This is a genomic window from Shimia sp. W99, from assembly GCF_053851455.3.
Genome location: NZ_JBSQBU020000001.1, coordinates 1,776,031 through 1,788,849 on the forward strand (window position 1 = coordinate 1,776,031; position 12,819 = coordinate 1,788,849).

At 63.2% G+C, this 12,819-nt stretch carries 14 protein-coding genes; 5 read left to right on the plus strand and 9 right to left on the minus strand.

Annotated features, from left to right (window positions below):
* Window positions 1-27 precede the first annotated feature (27 nt).
* Window positions 28-975 carry a transcriptional regulator GcvA gene (locus ACS3QZ_RS08805; protein ID WP_456037504.1) on the plus strand — a complete coding sequence of 316 codons (948 nt, stop codon included), beginning with the start codon at window positions 28-30 and terminating at the stop codon, window positions 973-975.
* Entirely contained in the window at window positions 972-1,835 is an 864-nt protein-coding gene (yddG, locus tag ACS3QZ_RS08810) for an aromatic amino acid exporter YddG (protein WP_456037505.1), read from the plus strand. The genes ACS3QZ_RS08805 and yddG overlap by 4 nt, the downstream gene beginning before the upstream one ends.
* Here yddG and ACS3QZ_RS08815 read toward each other — a convergent pair whose 3' ends face one another.
* The 3 genes from ACS3QZ_RS08815 to ACS3QZ_RS08825 all read right to left on the minus strand — a co-directional run bounded on the left by ACS3QZ_RS08815 (window position 1,836) and on the right by ACS3QZ_RS08825 (window position 3,139).
* Window positions 1,836-2,000: a YdcH family protein gene (locus ACS3QZ_RS08815; RefSeq protein WP_093090260.1), complete on the minus strand. Its 165-nt coding sequence runs from the start codon at window positions 1,998-2,000 to the stop codon at window positions 1,836-1,838.
* Window positions 2,001-2,165: 165 nt separating this feature from the next.
* Window positions 2,166-2,921, minus strand: coding sequence for a tRNA1(Val) (adenine(37)-N6)-methyltransferase (locus tag ACS3QZ_RS08820; protein ID WP_456037506.1), 756 nt, complete (start codon window positions 2,919-2,921; stop codon window positions 2,166-2,168).
* A complete protein-coding gene (locus ACS3QZ_RS08825) occupies window positions 2,918-3,139 on the minus strand; it encodes a putative signal transducing protein (RefSeq protein WP_456039324.1) in 222 nt (73 codons plus the stop codon). Before ACS3QZ_RS08825 ends, ACS3QZ_RS08820 begins: the two co-directional genes overlap by 4 nt.
* Before the next feature lie 58 nt (window positions 3,140-3,197).
* On the opposite strand from ACS3QZ_RS08825, the gene ACS3QZ_RS08830 reads away from it, so the two are divergent.
* Entirely contained in the window at window positions 3,198-4,199 is a 1,002-nt protein-coding gene (locus tag ACS3QZ_RS08830; RefSeq protein ID WP_456037507.1) for a polyprenyl synthetase family protein, read from the plus strand.
* A 68-nt stretch (window positions 4,200-4,267) separates the two neighbouring features.
* Here ACS3QZ_RS08830 and ACS3QZ_RS08835 read toward each other — a convergent pair whose 3' ends face one another.
* From ACS3QZ_RS08835 to ACS3QZ_RS08845, 3 genes are all read right to left on the minus strand, one after another.
* Window positions 4,268-5,095, minus strand: coding sequence for a 4-(cytidine 5'-diphospho)-2-C-methyl-D-erythritol kinase (locus ACS3QZ_RS08835; protein WP_456037508.1), 828 nt, complete (start codon window positions 5,093-5,095; stop codon window positions 4,268-4,270).
* Window positions 5,085-6,803, minus strand: coding sequence for a tetratricopeptide repeat protein (locus ACS3QZ_RS08840; protein ID WP_456037509.1), 1,719 nt, complete (start codon window positions 6,801-6,803; stop codon window positions 5,085-5,087). The genes ACS3QZ_RS08835 and ACS3QZ_RS08840 overlap by 11 nt, the downstream gene beginning before the upstream one ends.
* A 109-nt stretch (window positions 6,804-6,912) precedes the next feature.
* On the minus strand, window positions 6,913-8,562 hold the full coding sequence (locus ACS3QZ_RS08845; protein ID WP_456037510.1) for an electron transfer flavoprotein-ubiquinone oxidoreductase: 1,650 nt from the start codon (window positions 8,560-8,562) through the stop codon (window positions 6,913-6,915).
* 254 nt (window positions 8,563-8,816) lie between these two features.
* On the opposite strand from ACS3QZ_RS08845, the gene greA reads away from it, so the two are divergent.
* Entirely contained in the window at window positions 8,817-9,287 is a 471-nt protein-coding gene (greA, locus tag ACS3QZ_RS08850) for a transcription elongation factor GreA (RefSeq protein WP_093090270.1), read from the plus strand.
* Window positions 9,288-9,317: 30 nt separating this feature from the next.
* Window positions 9,318-10,340 carry a hypothetical protein gene (locus tag ACS3QZ_RS08855; protein WP_456037511.1) on the plus strand — a complete coding sequence of 341 codons (1,023 nt, stop codon included), beginning with the start codon at window positions 9,318-9,320 and terminating at the stop codon, window positions 10,338-10,340.
* Between the two features lie 13 nt (window positions 10,341-10,353).
* On the opposite strand, the gene rpiB is transcribed toward ACS3QZ_RS08855, so the two are convergent.
* The 3 genes from rpiB to mobB all read right to left on the minus strand — a co-directional run bounded on the left by rpiB (window position 10,354) and on the right by mobB (window position 12,818).
* The gene (rpiB, locus tag ACS3QZ_RS08860; protein ID WP_456037512.1) at window positions 10,354-10,797 is read right to left on the minus strand and encodes a ribose 5-phosphate isomerase B; all 444 of its coding nucleotides are present in this window, start codon (window positions 10,795-10,797) and stop codon (window positions 10,354-10,356) included.
* 262 nt (window positions 10,798-11,059) lie between these two features.
* On the minus strand, window positions 11,060-12,325 hold the full coding sequence (locus tag ACS3QZ_RS08865) for a molybdenum cofactor synthesis domain-containing protein (RefSeq protein WP_456037513.1): 1,266 nt from the start codon (window positions 12,323-12,325) through the stop codon (window positions 11,060-11,062).
* The gene (mobB, locus tag ACS3QZ_RS08870; protein WP_456037514.1) at window positions 12,318-12,818 is read right to left on the minus strand and encodes a molybdopterin-guanine dinucleotide biosynthesis protein B; all 501 of its coding nucleotides are present in this window, start codon (window positions 12,816-12,818) and stop codon (window positions 12,318-12,320) included. Before mobB ends, ACS3QZ_RS08865 begins: the two co-directional genes overlap by 8 nt.
* Window position 12,819: the final 1 nt, after the last annotated feature.

Consider the following 12,819-nt stretch of genomic DNA (forward strand, 5'->3'; position numbering starts at 1 on the left):
GCTTCAGTTAAACTGTACTTAACTGATATGTCCGATCGCCTGCCCCCCCTGACCGCCCTGCGCGCTTTTGAAGCCGCCGCCCGCCACATGTCCTTTGCCATGGCGGCGGAGGAGTTGAACGTCACCCCGGCCGCGCTTTCGTTCCAGATCAAGTCGCTCGAAGAACATCTGGGCCAGCCCTTGTTCCTGCGTCTCAACCGTGCCGTGAAACTCACCGAGGCCGGCCGCGCCCTTGCCCCCGGCACCTCCGAGGGCTTTCAGAGCCTGACAGCCGCGTGGCGCGCCGCGCGAAGGCTTCAGGACACCAACACGCTCAACGTCACCGCCGGACCAGCATTTACCGCCAAATGGCTCGCACCCCGACTCTACGAGTTCGCCCGCGCCCATCCCGAAGTGGACCTGCGCTTTTCGGCCACGCTGCGCATCATGGATTTCGACCGGGATGAAGTCGACGTGGCAATCCGCTTCGGCTATGGCCCCGATCCGGGCCTGTTCTCGATGCCGCTGCGCAATGAATGGATCACCCCGGTCATGACACCCGAGCTGGCCGCGCAATTCCCCACCCCAGAAAGTCTGCGCCATGCGCCGCTGATGTTCGATGATTCGATCGATTTTCTCGACCCACCCTGTGACTGGCCTACATGGTTCCGCGCGGTGGGCATGGACTTTACCCCAACTCACGGCCCGCATTTTTCGCAGGCCGACCACGCGGTCGATGCCGCGCTGGCCGGGGCTGGAATTGTGCTCGGGCGGCGCGCCATGGTGGTCAAGGACATCCACGAAGGTCGCCTCGTTGCCCCCTACAAACGTGCGCTTGAAACCAAGGCACATTTCCGATTTCTCTGCCGCAAGGGCGCGGAAACCCGCCCCCAGATCGCCGCCTTCCGCGCCTGGATGCTGGCCGAGATCGAAAAAACCGCTGCCGTGCATGAAACGCTCGAAATCATCCCCGTCGAAGAGGTGCCCCCCGTATGACCCGCTCCCGCGCCACCCTGATCGGCTTTGTCGCTGTGCTGCTCTGGGCGCTGCTCGCGCTCTTTACCGTCGGCACCGCGCCCACGCCGCCCCTGTTGCTCAATACCATCTGCTTCACCATCGGTGGGACCATCGGCCTGATCTGGGTAGCGCGCACCGGTGGTTTCGCCCAACTGCGCCGCATCAGCTGGAAAGTTTACGCCTTTGGCACGCTGGGCCTCTTTGGTTATCACGCCCTCTATTTCAGCGCCCTGCGCCTCGCCCCCGCCGCCGAAGCGGGCCTGATCGCCTATCTCTGGCCCCTGCTCATCGTGCTTTTCTCGGGCCTGCTGCCCGGCGAAGCCCTGCGGCGCGGGCATCTCATTGGCGCGCTCTGCGGTTTTGCGGGTGCGGCCCTGATCATCGGGGGCGGCGGTGCGGGCTTCGATCTCGCCGCTCTGCCCGGCTACCTCCTTGCAATGGCCTGTGCACTCACATGGTCGGGTTACTCGGTCCTGTCACGCCGTCTTGGCGATGCGCCCACGGCCACCGTCGCGGTGTTCTGCGTCGCCACCGCGCTTCTCTCCGCCCTCATGCACATCGCTCTCGAAGAGACCATCTGGCCACAAACCCCGCTGGCCTGGGGCGCAGCCATCGCCCTTGGCCTCGGCCCGGTGGGGCTGGCCTTTTATGTCTGGGATGTGGGGGTCAAGCGGGGCGACATTCAGCTCTTGGGCACCGCATCCTATGCGGCCCCGCTATTGTCGACATTGGTGCTTGTGGGGGTAGGCGTCGCAGAGCCAAGCTGGATGTTGGCTGCTGCGACCGTTCTGATTACCGGCGGTGCGATTCTTGCCGCGCGCGCCAGCCTGAGGGGATAATCACGCCGAAAGGCGTGCGATCTCTTCCTTGAGTTTCAGTTTTTGCTTTTTCAGCTCCGCGATTTCGAAATCGCTGGAACCGGGCGATCGCTGTTCCTGTTCAACTTGGTCCGAGAGGGCTTCGTGCTTGCGTTTCAGTTCTTCCAGGTGCGCACTTACGCTCATCGTCAATCTCCTCTCATATTTCGACAACACGATCACTGCAGCACAATTCCGACGCCCTGTCACGTGCCCAATGCCTCGAAATTGTAACAGGAGAGAAATATTGCCGATCTTTGCGGCGGTGTTCACATGGCTGTCGCACGCCCCGCGACTGACACCCCAAGCGAATCACTCGGGAAAGGTCAGTTCCGCCCCCTCGCGCAGCACCGCGCGCAGCAACGGAGTATAGCTTTCGCCATCCTGTTCGTGGCGTGTGCCCTCGTGCATCAGCACGGGCGCATGCAGGCGAAATGCCGCCCTGCCCCCCTTGCGCGCCCGCAACAGGATCAGTCCCGCATCGCGCCCCTGCCGGGATTGCAACGGCAGCACCTGCACCGATCCTAACCGCCCCTGAACCGCCCCAAGAAGATCCGGTAGCCGCTCGGCCCGGTGGATGAAGCTCGCGTATCCCTTTGGCGCCAGACGGCGCGCCGTCGCATCGACCCAGGCCGCCAAGGGCGTGTCCTCACCCATCGCCACCTCGCGCCCGGGGTCGCGGGCCGCCGTGCTGGCGGCGCGGTCGAAATAGGGCGGGTTGGCAATCACATGATCAAACTGCGCCTGTTTCAGCGCATCCGGCATCCGCGCAAGGTCTCCGACGATGATCCGGGCCGAAATCCCGTTCGACACCGCATTACCTTCGGCCAGCGCCGCATACTCGGCCTGCACCTCCAGCCCAGTCAGTTCCAGCCCCCCCACGCGCGTGCCAAGACAGAAAAGCGCAGTCCCGATCCCACAGCCCAGCTCCAGCACCCGCTGGCCGGGCACCGCCGGAACAGATGCCGCCAGAAGCACCGGGTCGACTCCCGCTCGATAGCCTCGCGCAGGTTGGCGCAACCGCAACTTGCCCCCGAGATACCCGTTTTCCGTGACCGCCACGCTCACCCGGGCCGCCCCAAAGCGATGTCGTTGTCTTTCATGACCACTTCGGCCGCCTCAAGGTCGTCGGTGCGCACCATCAACCGTCGCGGGAAAACTCCGATGGACCCTTCGAGAATGCTCATATTTACGTCCATTTCAAAGCAGTCTATACCCTCTCCCCGAAGCAGGGCCGAGGCAAAGGCGATGATGGTCGGATCGTTGCTGCGCAGAAGCTCTTTCATACCGGGGATGTAAGGACAGGGACGGGCAAATGTCGACCCCTGTGACAGGAACTTGACCATGAGTCTCGACACAGCCGCAAGCAAACCACACGAGGCCCTCGCAGCGTTGCTCCGCGACGAAATGGACGCCGTGAATGCACTGATCCAAGAGCGCATGGCCTCTGAGCACGCCCCGCGCATTCCCGAGGTCACGGCACACCTTGTCGGCGCGGGCGGCAAGCGTCTGCGGCCCATGCTGACGTTGGCCGCGGCGCGGCTCTGCGGCTACGACGGACCCTACCATGTACACCTCGCCGCCACGGTCGAATTCATCCACACCGCCACGCTCCTGCATGACGATGTTGTGGACGAAAGCGCCCAACGGCGCGGCCGCCCCACCGCCAACCTTCTCTGGGACAACAAGTCCTCGGTGCTGGTGGGTGACTACCTGTTTTCCCGCAGCTTCCAGTTGATGACCGAGACCGGTTCGATAGACGTGCTGCGCATCCTGTCGAATGCCTCGGCGACGATTGCCGAGGGCGAAGTGCTGCAACTCACCGCCGCTACCGATCTGCGTACCGATGAAAGCATCTACCTGCAGGTGGTGCGCGGCAAGACAGCCGCGCTGTTCTCGGCGGCGACCGAGGTCGGCGGGGTGATCGCCGGCGCGGACCCGGCCCATGTGCAGGCGCTTTTTGACTATGGCGATGCGCTTGGCATTGCCTTCCAGATCGCCGACGACCTGCTGGATTACCAGGGCGACACCTCGGCCACGGGCAAAAACGTCGGAGACGATTTCCGCGAACGCAAGCTGACCCTGCCGGTGATCAAGGCGGTGGCACAGGCCACCCAACAGGAACGCGCCTTCTGGGTGCGCACCATCGAAAAGGGCCGCCAGGAAGACGGCGATCTTGAGCATGCGCTGGCGCTGATGGGCAAATACGGCACGCTGGACGCCACGCGTCAGGATGCGCTCGGCTGGGCGGAAAAGGCCAAGGCGGCCATCGCCACCCTGCCCGACCACCAGATCCGCGGGTTGCTCAGCGATATCGCCGATTACGTGGTCGCGCGGCTCAACTGACGGATCGGGGCGCTGCCCCCGCCGCAGCAAGCTGCGACTCCCCCGGGGTATTTTTGGAAAAAGAAAGATCAGGTCAGGGTCGTTGCGACGGCCCACCAGTCGGGATGTGCCGCGTGGATATTTGCCACGAGGTGCTGGGCATCCGCCCGCGTCTCACAAAGCGCAAAACAGGTCGCCCCTGACCCTGACATGCGTGCCAGCCGGGTCTGGCCCTGGCTGCGCAACGCCTCAAGCACGTCCTCGATGACCGGTGCGCCAAGGATTGCCGGCGCTTCGAGATCATTGCGCTGGGTCGCGAGCCAGTCGATCAACGCCCCTGCTGTTTCAAACTCGGGCAGCGTGGCGGGCATGGACGGGTTGCTCTTGCAGGCAAGCGCGCGAAACACGACCGGCGTCGCGACCGAGACGCCGGGATTGACCAGAACTGCCGGCAGGCCGGGCAGCCCGGGCAACGCAGAAACCTCGTCCCCGATGCCGGACATACGCGCAGCCCCCGCCGTGAGGCAAACTGGTACATCCGCGCCGAGTTTCAACACCACGCCACCTGACAGGCTCTGACCGCTCAATGCCGTGAGCGCGCGCAGCGTGGCCGCGGCATCAGACGAGCCGCCCCCGATTCCCGCCGCATTGGGCAGGTGCTTTTCCAGCCTGATCCGGGCAGGCACCCCAAGCGCGGCGGCGGCCTTGTAAACGAGATTGCTTGCATCGCCTGGAACACCGGCGGACATCGGCCCGGTCACCGTCAGCGAGGTCTCAACTGCCTTCTCAACCGTGATCCGATCCCCGACATCGGCAAACATCACCAGAGAGTCCAGCAAATGATAGCCATCCGCACGCTGGCCGGTCACATGCAGGGTCAGGTTGATCTTGGCCGGGGCAAAGGCCTCAACCGTCATTGGCCACCGTCAGGGGCGGCGCCCCCTCTTCTTCGAGCACCGCATCCAGACCCACTTCAAGCTTGCGGCGGATGCGGTCCGGCTTGGCTTCTTCCGCGGTTTCGTCATCGACGAAGCTCAGCGCCCGGCGCCATTGGAACTCGGCCTCAAGGTGGCGCCCCACGGCCCAGTAGACATCGCCCAGATGGTCATTCACCACCGGGTCCACCGGCATCAGCTCGGTCGCGCGTTCCATATGATCAACCGCTTCTTCATAGCGCCCCAGCCGGAAAAGCACCCAGCCCAGCGAATCCACGATATAGCCGCTGTCGGGTCGCGCCGCGACCGCGCGCTCGATCATGTCCAGCGCCTCATCGAGCTTTTCCTGTTTTTCCACAAGGGAATAACCCAGATAGTTCAGCACCTGCGGCTGCTCCGGGTTCAGGTCAAGCGCCTTGCGGAAATCCGACTCGGCCTTGTCCCAGTTGCCCAGACGCTCGTGCGATATCCCACGTGCGTAATAGATGAACCACTGGCGCTGCTCGGTCTCGTCATATTGCGCCAGCGCCGCGTCATAGGCCTGCACCGCCCCGGCAAAGTCGCGTTCCTGGCGCAGCAGGTCGCCAAGGGCCGTGTGCACGATGGGCAGGTTCCCATGGCTGCGCGACAGTTGTTCCAGCACCTCGATCGCTGTTTCGATCTTGCCCGAGGCCCGCAGCGCCTCGGCTCGGCCCAGTTCGGCGGCATGGAAGGACGGGTGATCCGCCGGCACCCGCTTGAACGCCTGCGTGGCCAGTTCATGCTGCCCCAGCATTTCCAGCAACTCCGCGCTCAGCAAAAGCGCTTCGGTGTGATCCGGGCGCAGGTATTCCGCGATCCGCGTATAAAGCAGCGTGTAATCCGCATTGGCTTCGTTCTGCAGCGCGCTGGCGAGGGAAAAGAACACCTCGGCCACACCATCGCTTGCGTTGGTGACATGGGTAAATGGCAGCATTTCACCCGCCGCCAGCCGGTCGCGCATCTCTTGAAGGTCGGGGTCAAGTTCGCTGCCGAACACCTCGTCCAGCCGTGCCAGCGCCTCTTCGCTCTTGTCCACCTGACTCAGGATTTCCAACTGGGCCATGATTCCGCGCCGCGTCATCTGCGCGCCTTGCAGATCGCCCGTGGCATAGATTTTTTCCGCGCCCTCGAAATCGCCGACCGAGGCCAGCGCAAGCGCCTTGTGATAGGCGGCAAACCCGGCCAGACCCGCCTTCTTGGAAACGTCATCAAAGGCGGCCAGCGCCTTGGACATGTCCCCGCGCCCGATCTCTGCCCAGGCCGCCAACAGCCCGTCCACCAAGGGTCCGACGCCGCCGTCTTCGCCCAGACGCTCAAGCAATTGGGTGAATTCACCATCCCGCACCAGCCCGGCCGCAATCACCATATGCGCCAGCTGGCTCTTGTGATCATCGGCCACCATCTTGCGCGCCACCGGCATGGCCCGGTCCACCTGCCCCAGCGACAGAAAGGCCAGAACGGCATTTTCCAACAACACCGGGTTGCCCGGATCGCGGGCAAGGGCTGCGCTGTAGTAGCGGGCGGCCGCCTCGAAATCCGCGCTATAGCTGGCCTGACGCGCCGCGAGGTACGACCCCGACAACCCGTCCTGCTGCTGGGCCTGAACCGGAAGAGTGACCGCCGCCAGAAGCGCCGACAGGGTCACGGAACGAATAAAATGACTGGCCACGCAAGGCTCCTCGGATCGTACAGTTGCTGGAATCCTAGTCCCCCCCCCGCCAACACGCAATGGGGCGGCCCAAGGACCGCCCCATGAAAGTGATGAAATGTGACCGGGATCACATGTTGGGATAGTTCGGCCCGTCCCCACCCTGCGGCGTGACCCAGGTGATGTTCTGGCTCGGGTCCTTGATGTCGCAGGTCTTGCAGTGCACGCAGTTCTGGAAGTTGATGACAAAGCGCGCGTCCTTGCCCTCTTCCTCGACCACTTCGTAAACCCCGGCCGGGCAGTAGCGCTGCGCCGGTTCCGCGTATTTCGGCAGGTTGACCTTGAGCGGAATGCTGTCATCGCCAAGCCGCAGGTGGCAGGGCTGGCTTTCCTCGTGGTTCGTCATCGCAAAAGACACGTTGGTCAGGCGGTCAAACGACAGCTTGCCATCGGGTTTGGGATAGTCGATCGGTTTGTGCTTGTCCGCACTTTCGGTGGACTCGGCGTCGTTCTTGCCATGGCCCAGCGTCCCGAAGAACGAAAAGCCCAGCGTGTTGGTCCACATGTCCAGCCCGCCCAGCGCCAGGCTCGGCAACATGCCCCACTTGGACCACATCGGCTTGACGTTGCGCACCTTCTTGAGGTCCTTGCCAATCGCACCGTTGCGCACTTCTTCCTCGTAAGAGGTCAGCTCGTCACCCGAGCGCTCTGCCTTGATCGCGTCAAAGGCGGCTTCCGCGGCGGCCTTGCCCGACAGCATCGCGTTGTGGTTGCCCTTGATGCGCGGCACGTTGACCATGCCCACCGAACAACCCAACAGCGCAACACCCGGTGCCACCATCTTGGGCATCGACTGATAGCCGCCCTCGGTGATCGCCCGCGCGCCATAAGCCACGCGCTTGCCGCCTTCCAGAAGGTCGGCCACCATCGGGTGGTGCTTGAACCGCTGGAATTCCATGTACGGGAAAAGGTGCGGGTTCTTGTAGTTCAGGTGAACCACGAAACCGACATAAACCTGATTGTTTTCCAAGTGATAGATGAACGATCCGCCACCCGCGTTCGAGTTCAGCGGCCAGCCCATCGTGTGGGTCACGGACCCTTCCTTGTGCTTGGCCGGGTCAATCTCCCAGATCTCTTTCATTCCGACGCCGAATTTCTGCGGCTCTTTCCCGGCCTGCAGGTCGTATTTCGCGATCACTTCTTTCGCCAGCGACCCGCGCACGCCTTCGGACAGGAACACGTATTTGCCATGCAGCTCCATGCCCGGTTCGGTGTTCGGCCCATAGGAGCCGTCTTCCTCAAGCCCGAACACGCCCGCGACAACGCCCTTCACTTCGCCATTGTCGCCGTAGACCAGCTCGGAACAGGCCATGCCGGGGAAAATTTCCACGCCCATTTCTTCGGCCTGCTCTGCCATCCAGCGGCAGACATTGCCCATCGACACGATATAGTTGCCGTGGTTGTTCATCAGTGGCGGCATCGGGAAGTTGGGGATGCGGATTTCGCCCGCTTCGCCCAGCATGTAGAACTTGTCTTCCTTGACCGGGGTATTGAGCGGCGCGCCCTTCTCCTTCCAGTCCGGGATCAGAGCATCCAGCCCGCAGGGGTCCAGCACGGCGCCCGACAGGATATGCGCGCCCACTTCCGAGCCCTTCTCCAGCACAACGACGTTCAGGTCCGCGTCCAGTTGCTTGAGCCGGATCGCCGCCGACAGACCGGCAGGCCCGGCACCGACGATGACAACATCATATTCCATGGCTTCGCGTTCGATTTCCGACATGGGAATCCTCCTCGCATCGCTTGCGTAATTTTCTTTCGCACCTGCTAGCCCGTTCTGGAACAAAACGTCAATCGGAACCCTACGATATTTGGCGACAAATCGCTTTTTTGCATCGGCTTTTGACATATTTGCGCTTGCAATGCGGGCTGTCTCTTGCTTTTGGAAGAGCGCTCGGGGCACTCTGCCCCCAAGACACAAACGACGACCCGCCCGCGTGACCTGAACGGGGGCCAAGGACCAACGGGACCGAACCCATGGAAAAGCTACCAATGACCCGCGCCGGCTATGCGGCGCTCGAGGCAGAATTGAAGCATCTCAAGTCAGTTGAGCGCCCCGCGATCATCGAGGCCATCGCCTCTGCTCGCGAGCTTGGCGACCTGAAAGAGAACGCGGAATACCACTCCGCCCGCGAAAAGCAGGGTTTCATCGAAGGCCGCATCAAGGAACTCGAAGGCGTGATCGGTCTGGCCGAGGTGATCGACCCCACAACCCTGTCCGGGGCGATCAAGTTCGGCGCGACCGTAACCCTCGTGGACGAAGATACCGACGAAGAAAAGACCTGGCAAATCGTGGGCGAACACGAGGCCAATGTCGAAAAAGGTCTTTTGAACATCAAATCGCCCATTGCGCGGGCGTTGATCGGCAAGGAAGAAGGCGACAGCGTCGAAGTGCGCACGCCCGGTGGCGAAAAGAGCTACGAGGTGCTCTCTATCGCCTTTGTGTAACACGGTTTTGGTCAAGGTCTTTTGAACCAGATGGCAGACGAGAGCGACAGCAAGCCCACCCCGCTGGGCATCTACGACAAACCCGAGCAGCCCAAGGTCACGGGTATCGAGGTTGTTGCCGTCGGCTTGAGCTTTGTCTGGCTGGCTGGCACCGTGATGTTCTTTCTTGTCCTGAAGCCGGACACCAGCGGTGACGTGGACAGCCTGCGCTTCATGATGACGCTGCTGGCAATCTTCATGCCTGTGGCGATGATCTGGGTTGCCGCCACTGCGGCGCGCTCCTCCCGCGTGATGCGCGAAGAAAGCACACGTCTGCAGGCCGCGATTGACGCCATGCGCCGCACCTACGTGGCCCAGACCCAGGGCGCGCGCCCACAGGGCGGGCTGGAACCCTCTGTCGCCAAGAAACTCGACGAGATTGCCGCCGCCACCCGCAAAACCGAAACCGCGCTGGCCACCTTCTCGACCACGCGCGACCGCGATACCGGAATTCGCAAGGCACCCGAGCCGGCCCCCCCGTCCGACGATGGCGCAGATCAGGGTCTTCTGGCCCTGGGCACGCCCGCCGAAGAGCTTTCCCCGCCCTTGCCGCGCAACGACTTCATCACCGCGCTGAACTTCCCGGAAACCGCCGATGACAAGGAAGGCTTTGCCGCCCTGCGCAAGGCCCTGCGCGACCGCCAGTCGGCAGCGCTGATCCAGGCCAGCCAGGATGTGCTCACCCTGCTCAGTCAGGACGGAATCTACATGGACGATCTGCGCCCGGATCTGGCACGCCCGGAAATCTGGCGCCGCTTTGCCGCCGGGGAACGGGGCCGCGCCATCGCCGCGCTTGGCGGCATCCGGGACCGCTCATCGCTGGCGCTGGCTGCGGGGCGTATGAAACAGGACCCGATCTTCCGCGACGCGGCACACCATTTTCTGCGCCGCTTCGACAAGAGCTTTATCGAGTTCGAGGAAACCGCCTCGGATAGCGAGATCGCCGCACTGGCCGACACCCGCACCGCCCGCGCCTTCATGCTGCTGGGCCGGGTCGCCGGGATCTTCGACTAACCGGCCCGTCGCGTCAGGACGCTTCGATCATATCGACGCGCGTCGCATGGCGCCCGCCTTCGAAATCGGCACCAAGGAACGCATCGACGATCTCCAGCGCGAGCCCCTCGCCCACGACCCGTGCCCCGATCGACAGCATGTTGGCGTCGTTGTGCTGACGGATCATCGCGGCCGAAAACGTATCCGAACACACGCCGCACCTGATGCCCGGCACCTTGTTCGCCGCCATCATGATGCCCTGCCCGGTCCCGCACAGGATGATGCCCAAAGCCGCTTCGCCCGACGCGACCTTTTCCGCCGCGGCCTTGCCGTGCAACGGGTAATGTGTGCTCTCGGTCGTGGTCGGTCCGATATCCACCACGTCCCAGCCCTGGGCGGCGATGTGGTCCGCCACCGCGCGGCGCAGATCAATGGCGGCGTGGTCGCTCGAAAGCACGATGCGTTTGTTGGCAGTCATGGACATGTCTTTCTGTTGTCGCCCCCCACACAGGCCCTGCCGATCCGGTCAGCGGCCCTTGGGACGTCTGGTGAGTGGTGGGCGCTACTTACCACGCCCGCTTTTGGGGTCCAGCCGCAATTCTTAATTGATCGCCCCAGGGGGTTAAGAGCGCAGCGTTAACACCCGCCAGAAAGCCGGATCCGCAAAACCATACCGACGCAATACCGACGTAGTACCGAAACCTGTTTTCCTTCAAAATCAGGAATTTACGAACGATTCGTCACAACCCGAAGCTGGCATACGGATAAAAGGTTACCAAGGTGCCGTCCCGCACCTGCATTTCACCGTCCGGCAGCTCCACCAGCCCCTCGGCCCAGCTCAACCCGCTGATCCGGCCCGAACCTTCGGATTTGAACACTTCGGCCCGCCCATTCCTGAGCCGCGCCCGCAGGTATTCCCGCCGCCCCGGTTTCTTGTTTTTCTCAAACGCCGCAGGCACTTGCAGCCCTTGCGGGATGCGCCAGCCTTCACCCGCCATCACCCCCATCGCAGGGCGTGCAAAGATCAATGTGCAGACCATCGCCGCAACTGGATTACCCGGCAATCCAAACACCGGTGTGCCCTGCCACACGCCCAACGCCAAGGGCCGCCCCGGCTTGATCGCCATCCGCCAAAGTGCCATGGCCCCACTTTCATTGAGCAGTGCCGCAAGATGATCCTCGTCCCCAGCCGAAGCGCCACCCGACGTCAGGATAAGGTCCGCCGCCTCTGCCGCCTCATCCAGAAACCCCTTCAATGCCAGTCGGTTATCCGGCGCGCGCCCAAGGTCCACGGCCTCGAAACCAAAGCGTTTGACCATCGCGAGCAGCATGGGACGATTGGCATCAAAAATCTGGTCCGCCCGCGCAGCGCCCCCGGCCTCGGCCAGTTCATCCCCTGTCGAGACCACCGCCACGCGCAGCCGCTTGCGCACCGGCAAAGCGCCCAGCCCCGTCGCCGCCGCAAGCGCCAACTCCGGCGGGCCCATTCGTTGCCCGGCGCGCAGGATCGTTTCGCCTGCATCCACGTCTTCACCAGCCCGCCGCGTGTTGGCGCCCTTTTTCAAAGGCCCGTGAAAGGCAATGGCCGTCCCATCCGTAGACACATCTTCCTGCAGGATGACCGTATCCACCCCCTCGGGAATCGTCGCCCCGGTGAGAATGCGAATGGCGTAACCCTCTGGTACCAATCCACAAAACGGACCCCCCGCCGCCGACCGCCCCGCGATCAATGGCAGGGTTTGCGGTCCCTCGACCACGTCCGCATGCCGCATCCCATAGCCGTCCACCGCCGAATTGGGTTGCGGCGGATTGGCCCGCAGGGCCGCCACGTCCTCAGCCAGAACACGATCCAGCGCTGCGCCCAACGGCACGGTCTCCTGCCCCACCACCGGGCGCAAACGCGACCTGAGATCTGCCAACGCCTCGTCTACCGGCGTCCAGTGTGTTCCCGCAGGCAAGGCGAAACAGTCGTTGGTCAACGGCGGTGGCGTCAGCGGATTACCCATGGCCAAGCCCCACTTCTGCAAGGATAAAATCCGCAATCGCCCCCGTATCGTCCAGCCCGAATACCGGCCTGTCGCTTTCCAGTGGCACGTCCGAGGCAATCGCACGTACGCTGTCATCCCCCGGCGCGATCAACGGGTTCCCGGTCTCGGCCCGGTGTGCCTCGACCTTGGGGTGTGCCTCGCGCTTGTAGCCTTCAACCAGCACAAGATCGACCGGCGACAACTGTCCCAACAGGGTTTGCAGGCTGGGTTCCTCTTCGTCGCGCAATTCATGCATCAATGCCCACCGGTTGCCCGATGCCAACAACACCTCGCGCGCGCCCGCAACCCGATGGCGATAGCTGTCCCGCCCCGGCTGGTCGACGTCAAAACTGTGGTGCGCATGCTTGATCGTCGACACGCTATATCCCCGCCCGGTGATCTCTGTCACCAACCGCTCCATCAACCCTGTTTTGCCTGCGTTTTTCCAGCCCACGACGCCATAAATCCGCATC

What these genes read in the sequence shown, in the direction of transcription:
- ACS3QZ_RS08805 (WP_456037504.1), top strand. Translation starts at nt 28, where the DNA reads ATGTCCGATCGCCTGCCCCCCCTGACCGCCCTGCGCGCTTTTGAAGCC.
- yddG (WP_456037505.1), top strand. Translation starts at nt 972, where the DNA reads ATGACCCGCTCCCGCGCCACCCTGATCGGCTTTGTCGCTGTGCTGCTC.
- ACS3QZ_RS08815 (WP_093090260.1), bottom strand. Translation starts at nt 2,000, where the DNA reads ATGAGCGTAAGTGCGCACCTGGAAGAACTGAAACGCAAGCACGAAGCC.
- ACS3QZ_RS08825 (WP_456039324.1), bottom strand. Translation starts at nt 3,139, where the DNA reads ATGAAAGAGCTTCTGCGCAGCAACGATCCGACCATCATCGCCTTTGCC.
- ACS3QZ_RS08830 (WP_456037507.1), top strand. Translation starts at nt 3,198, where the DNA reads ATGAGTCTCGACACAGCCGCAAGCAAACCACACGAGGCCCTCGCAGCG.
- ACS3QZ_RS08835 (WP_456037508.1), bottom strand. Translation starts at nt 5,095, where the DNA reads ATGACGGTTGAGGCCTTTGCCCCGGCCAAGATCAACCTGACCCTGCAT.
- ACS3QZ_RS08845 (WP_456037510.1), bottom strand. Translation starts at nt 8,562, where the DNA reads ATGTCGGAAATCGAACGCGAAGCCATGGAATATGATGTTGTCATCGTC.
- greA (WP_093090270.1), top strand. Translation starts at nt 8,817, where the DNA reads ATGGAAAAGCTACCAATGACCCGCGCCGGCTATGCGGCGCTCGAGGCA.
- ACS3QZ_RS08855 (WP_456037511.1), top strand. Translation starts at nt 9,318, where the DNA reads ATGGCAGACGAGAGCGACAGCAAGCCCACCCCGCTGGGCATCTACGAC.
- rpiB (WP_456037512.1), bottom strand. Translation starts at nt 10,797, where the DNA reads ATGACTGCCAACAAACGCATCGTGCTTTCGAGCGACCACGCCGCCATT.
- ACS3QZ_RS08865 (WP_456037513.1), bottom strand. Translation starts at nt 12,325, where the DNA reads ATGGGTAATCCGCTGACGCCACCGCCGTTGACCAACGACTGTTTCGCC.
- mobB (WP_456037514.1), bottom strand. Translation starts at nt 12,818, where the DNA reads ATGCGGATTTATGGCGTCGTGGGCTGGAAAAACGCAGGCAAAACAGGG.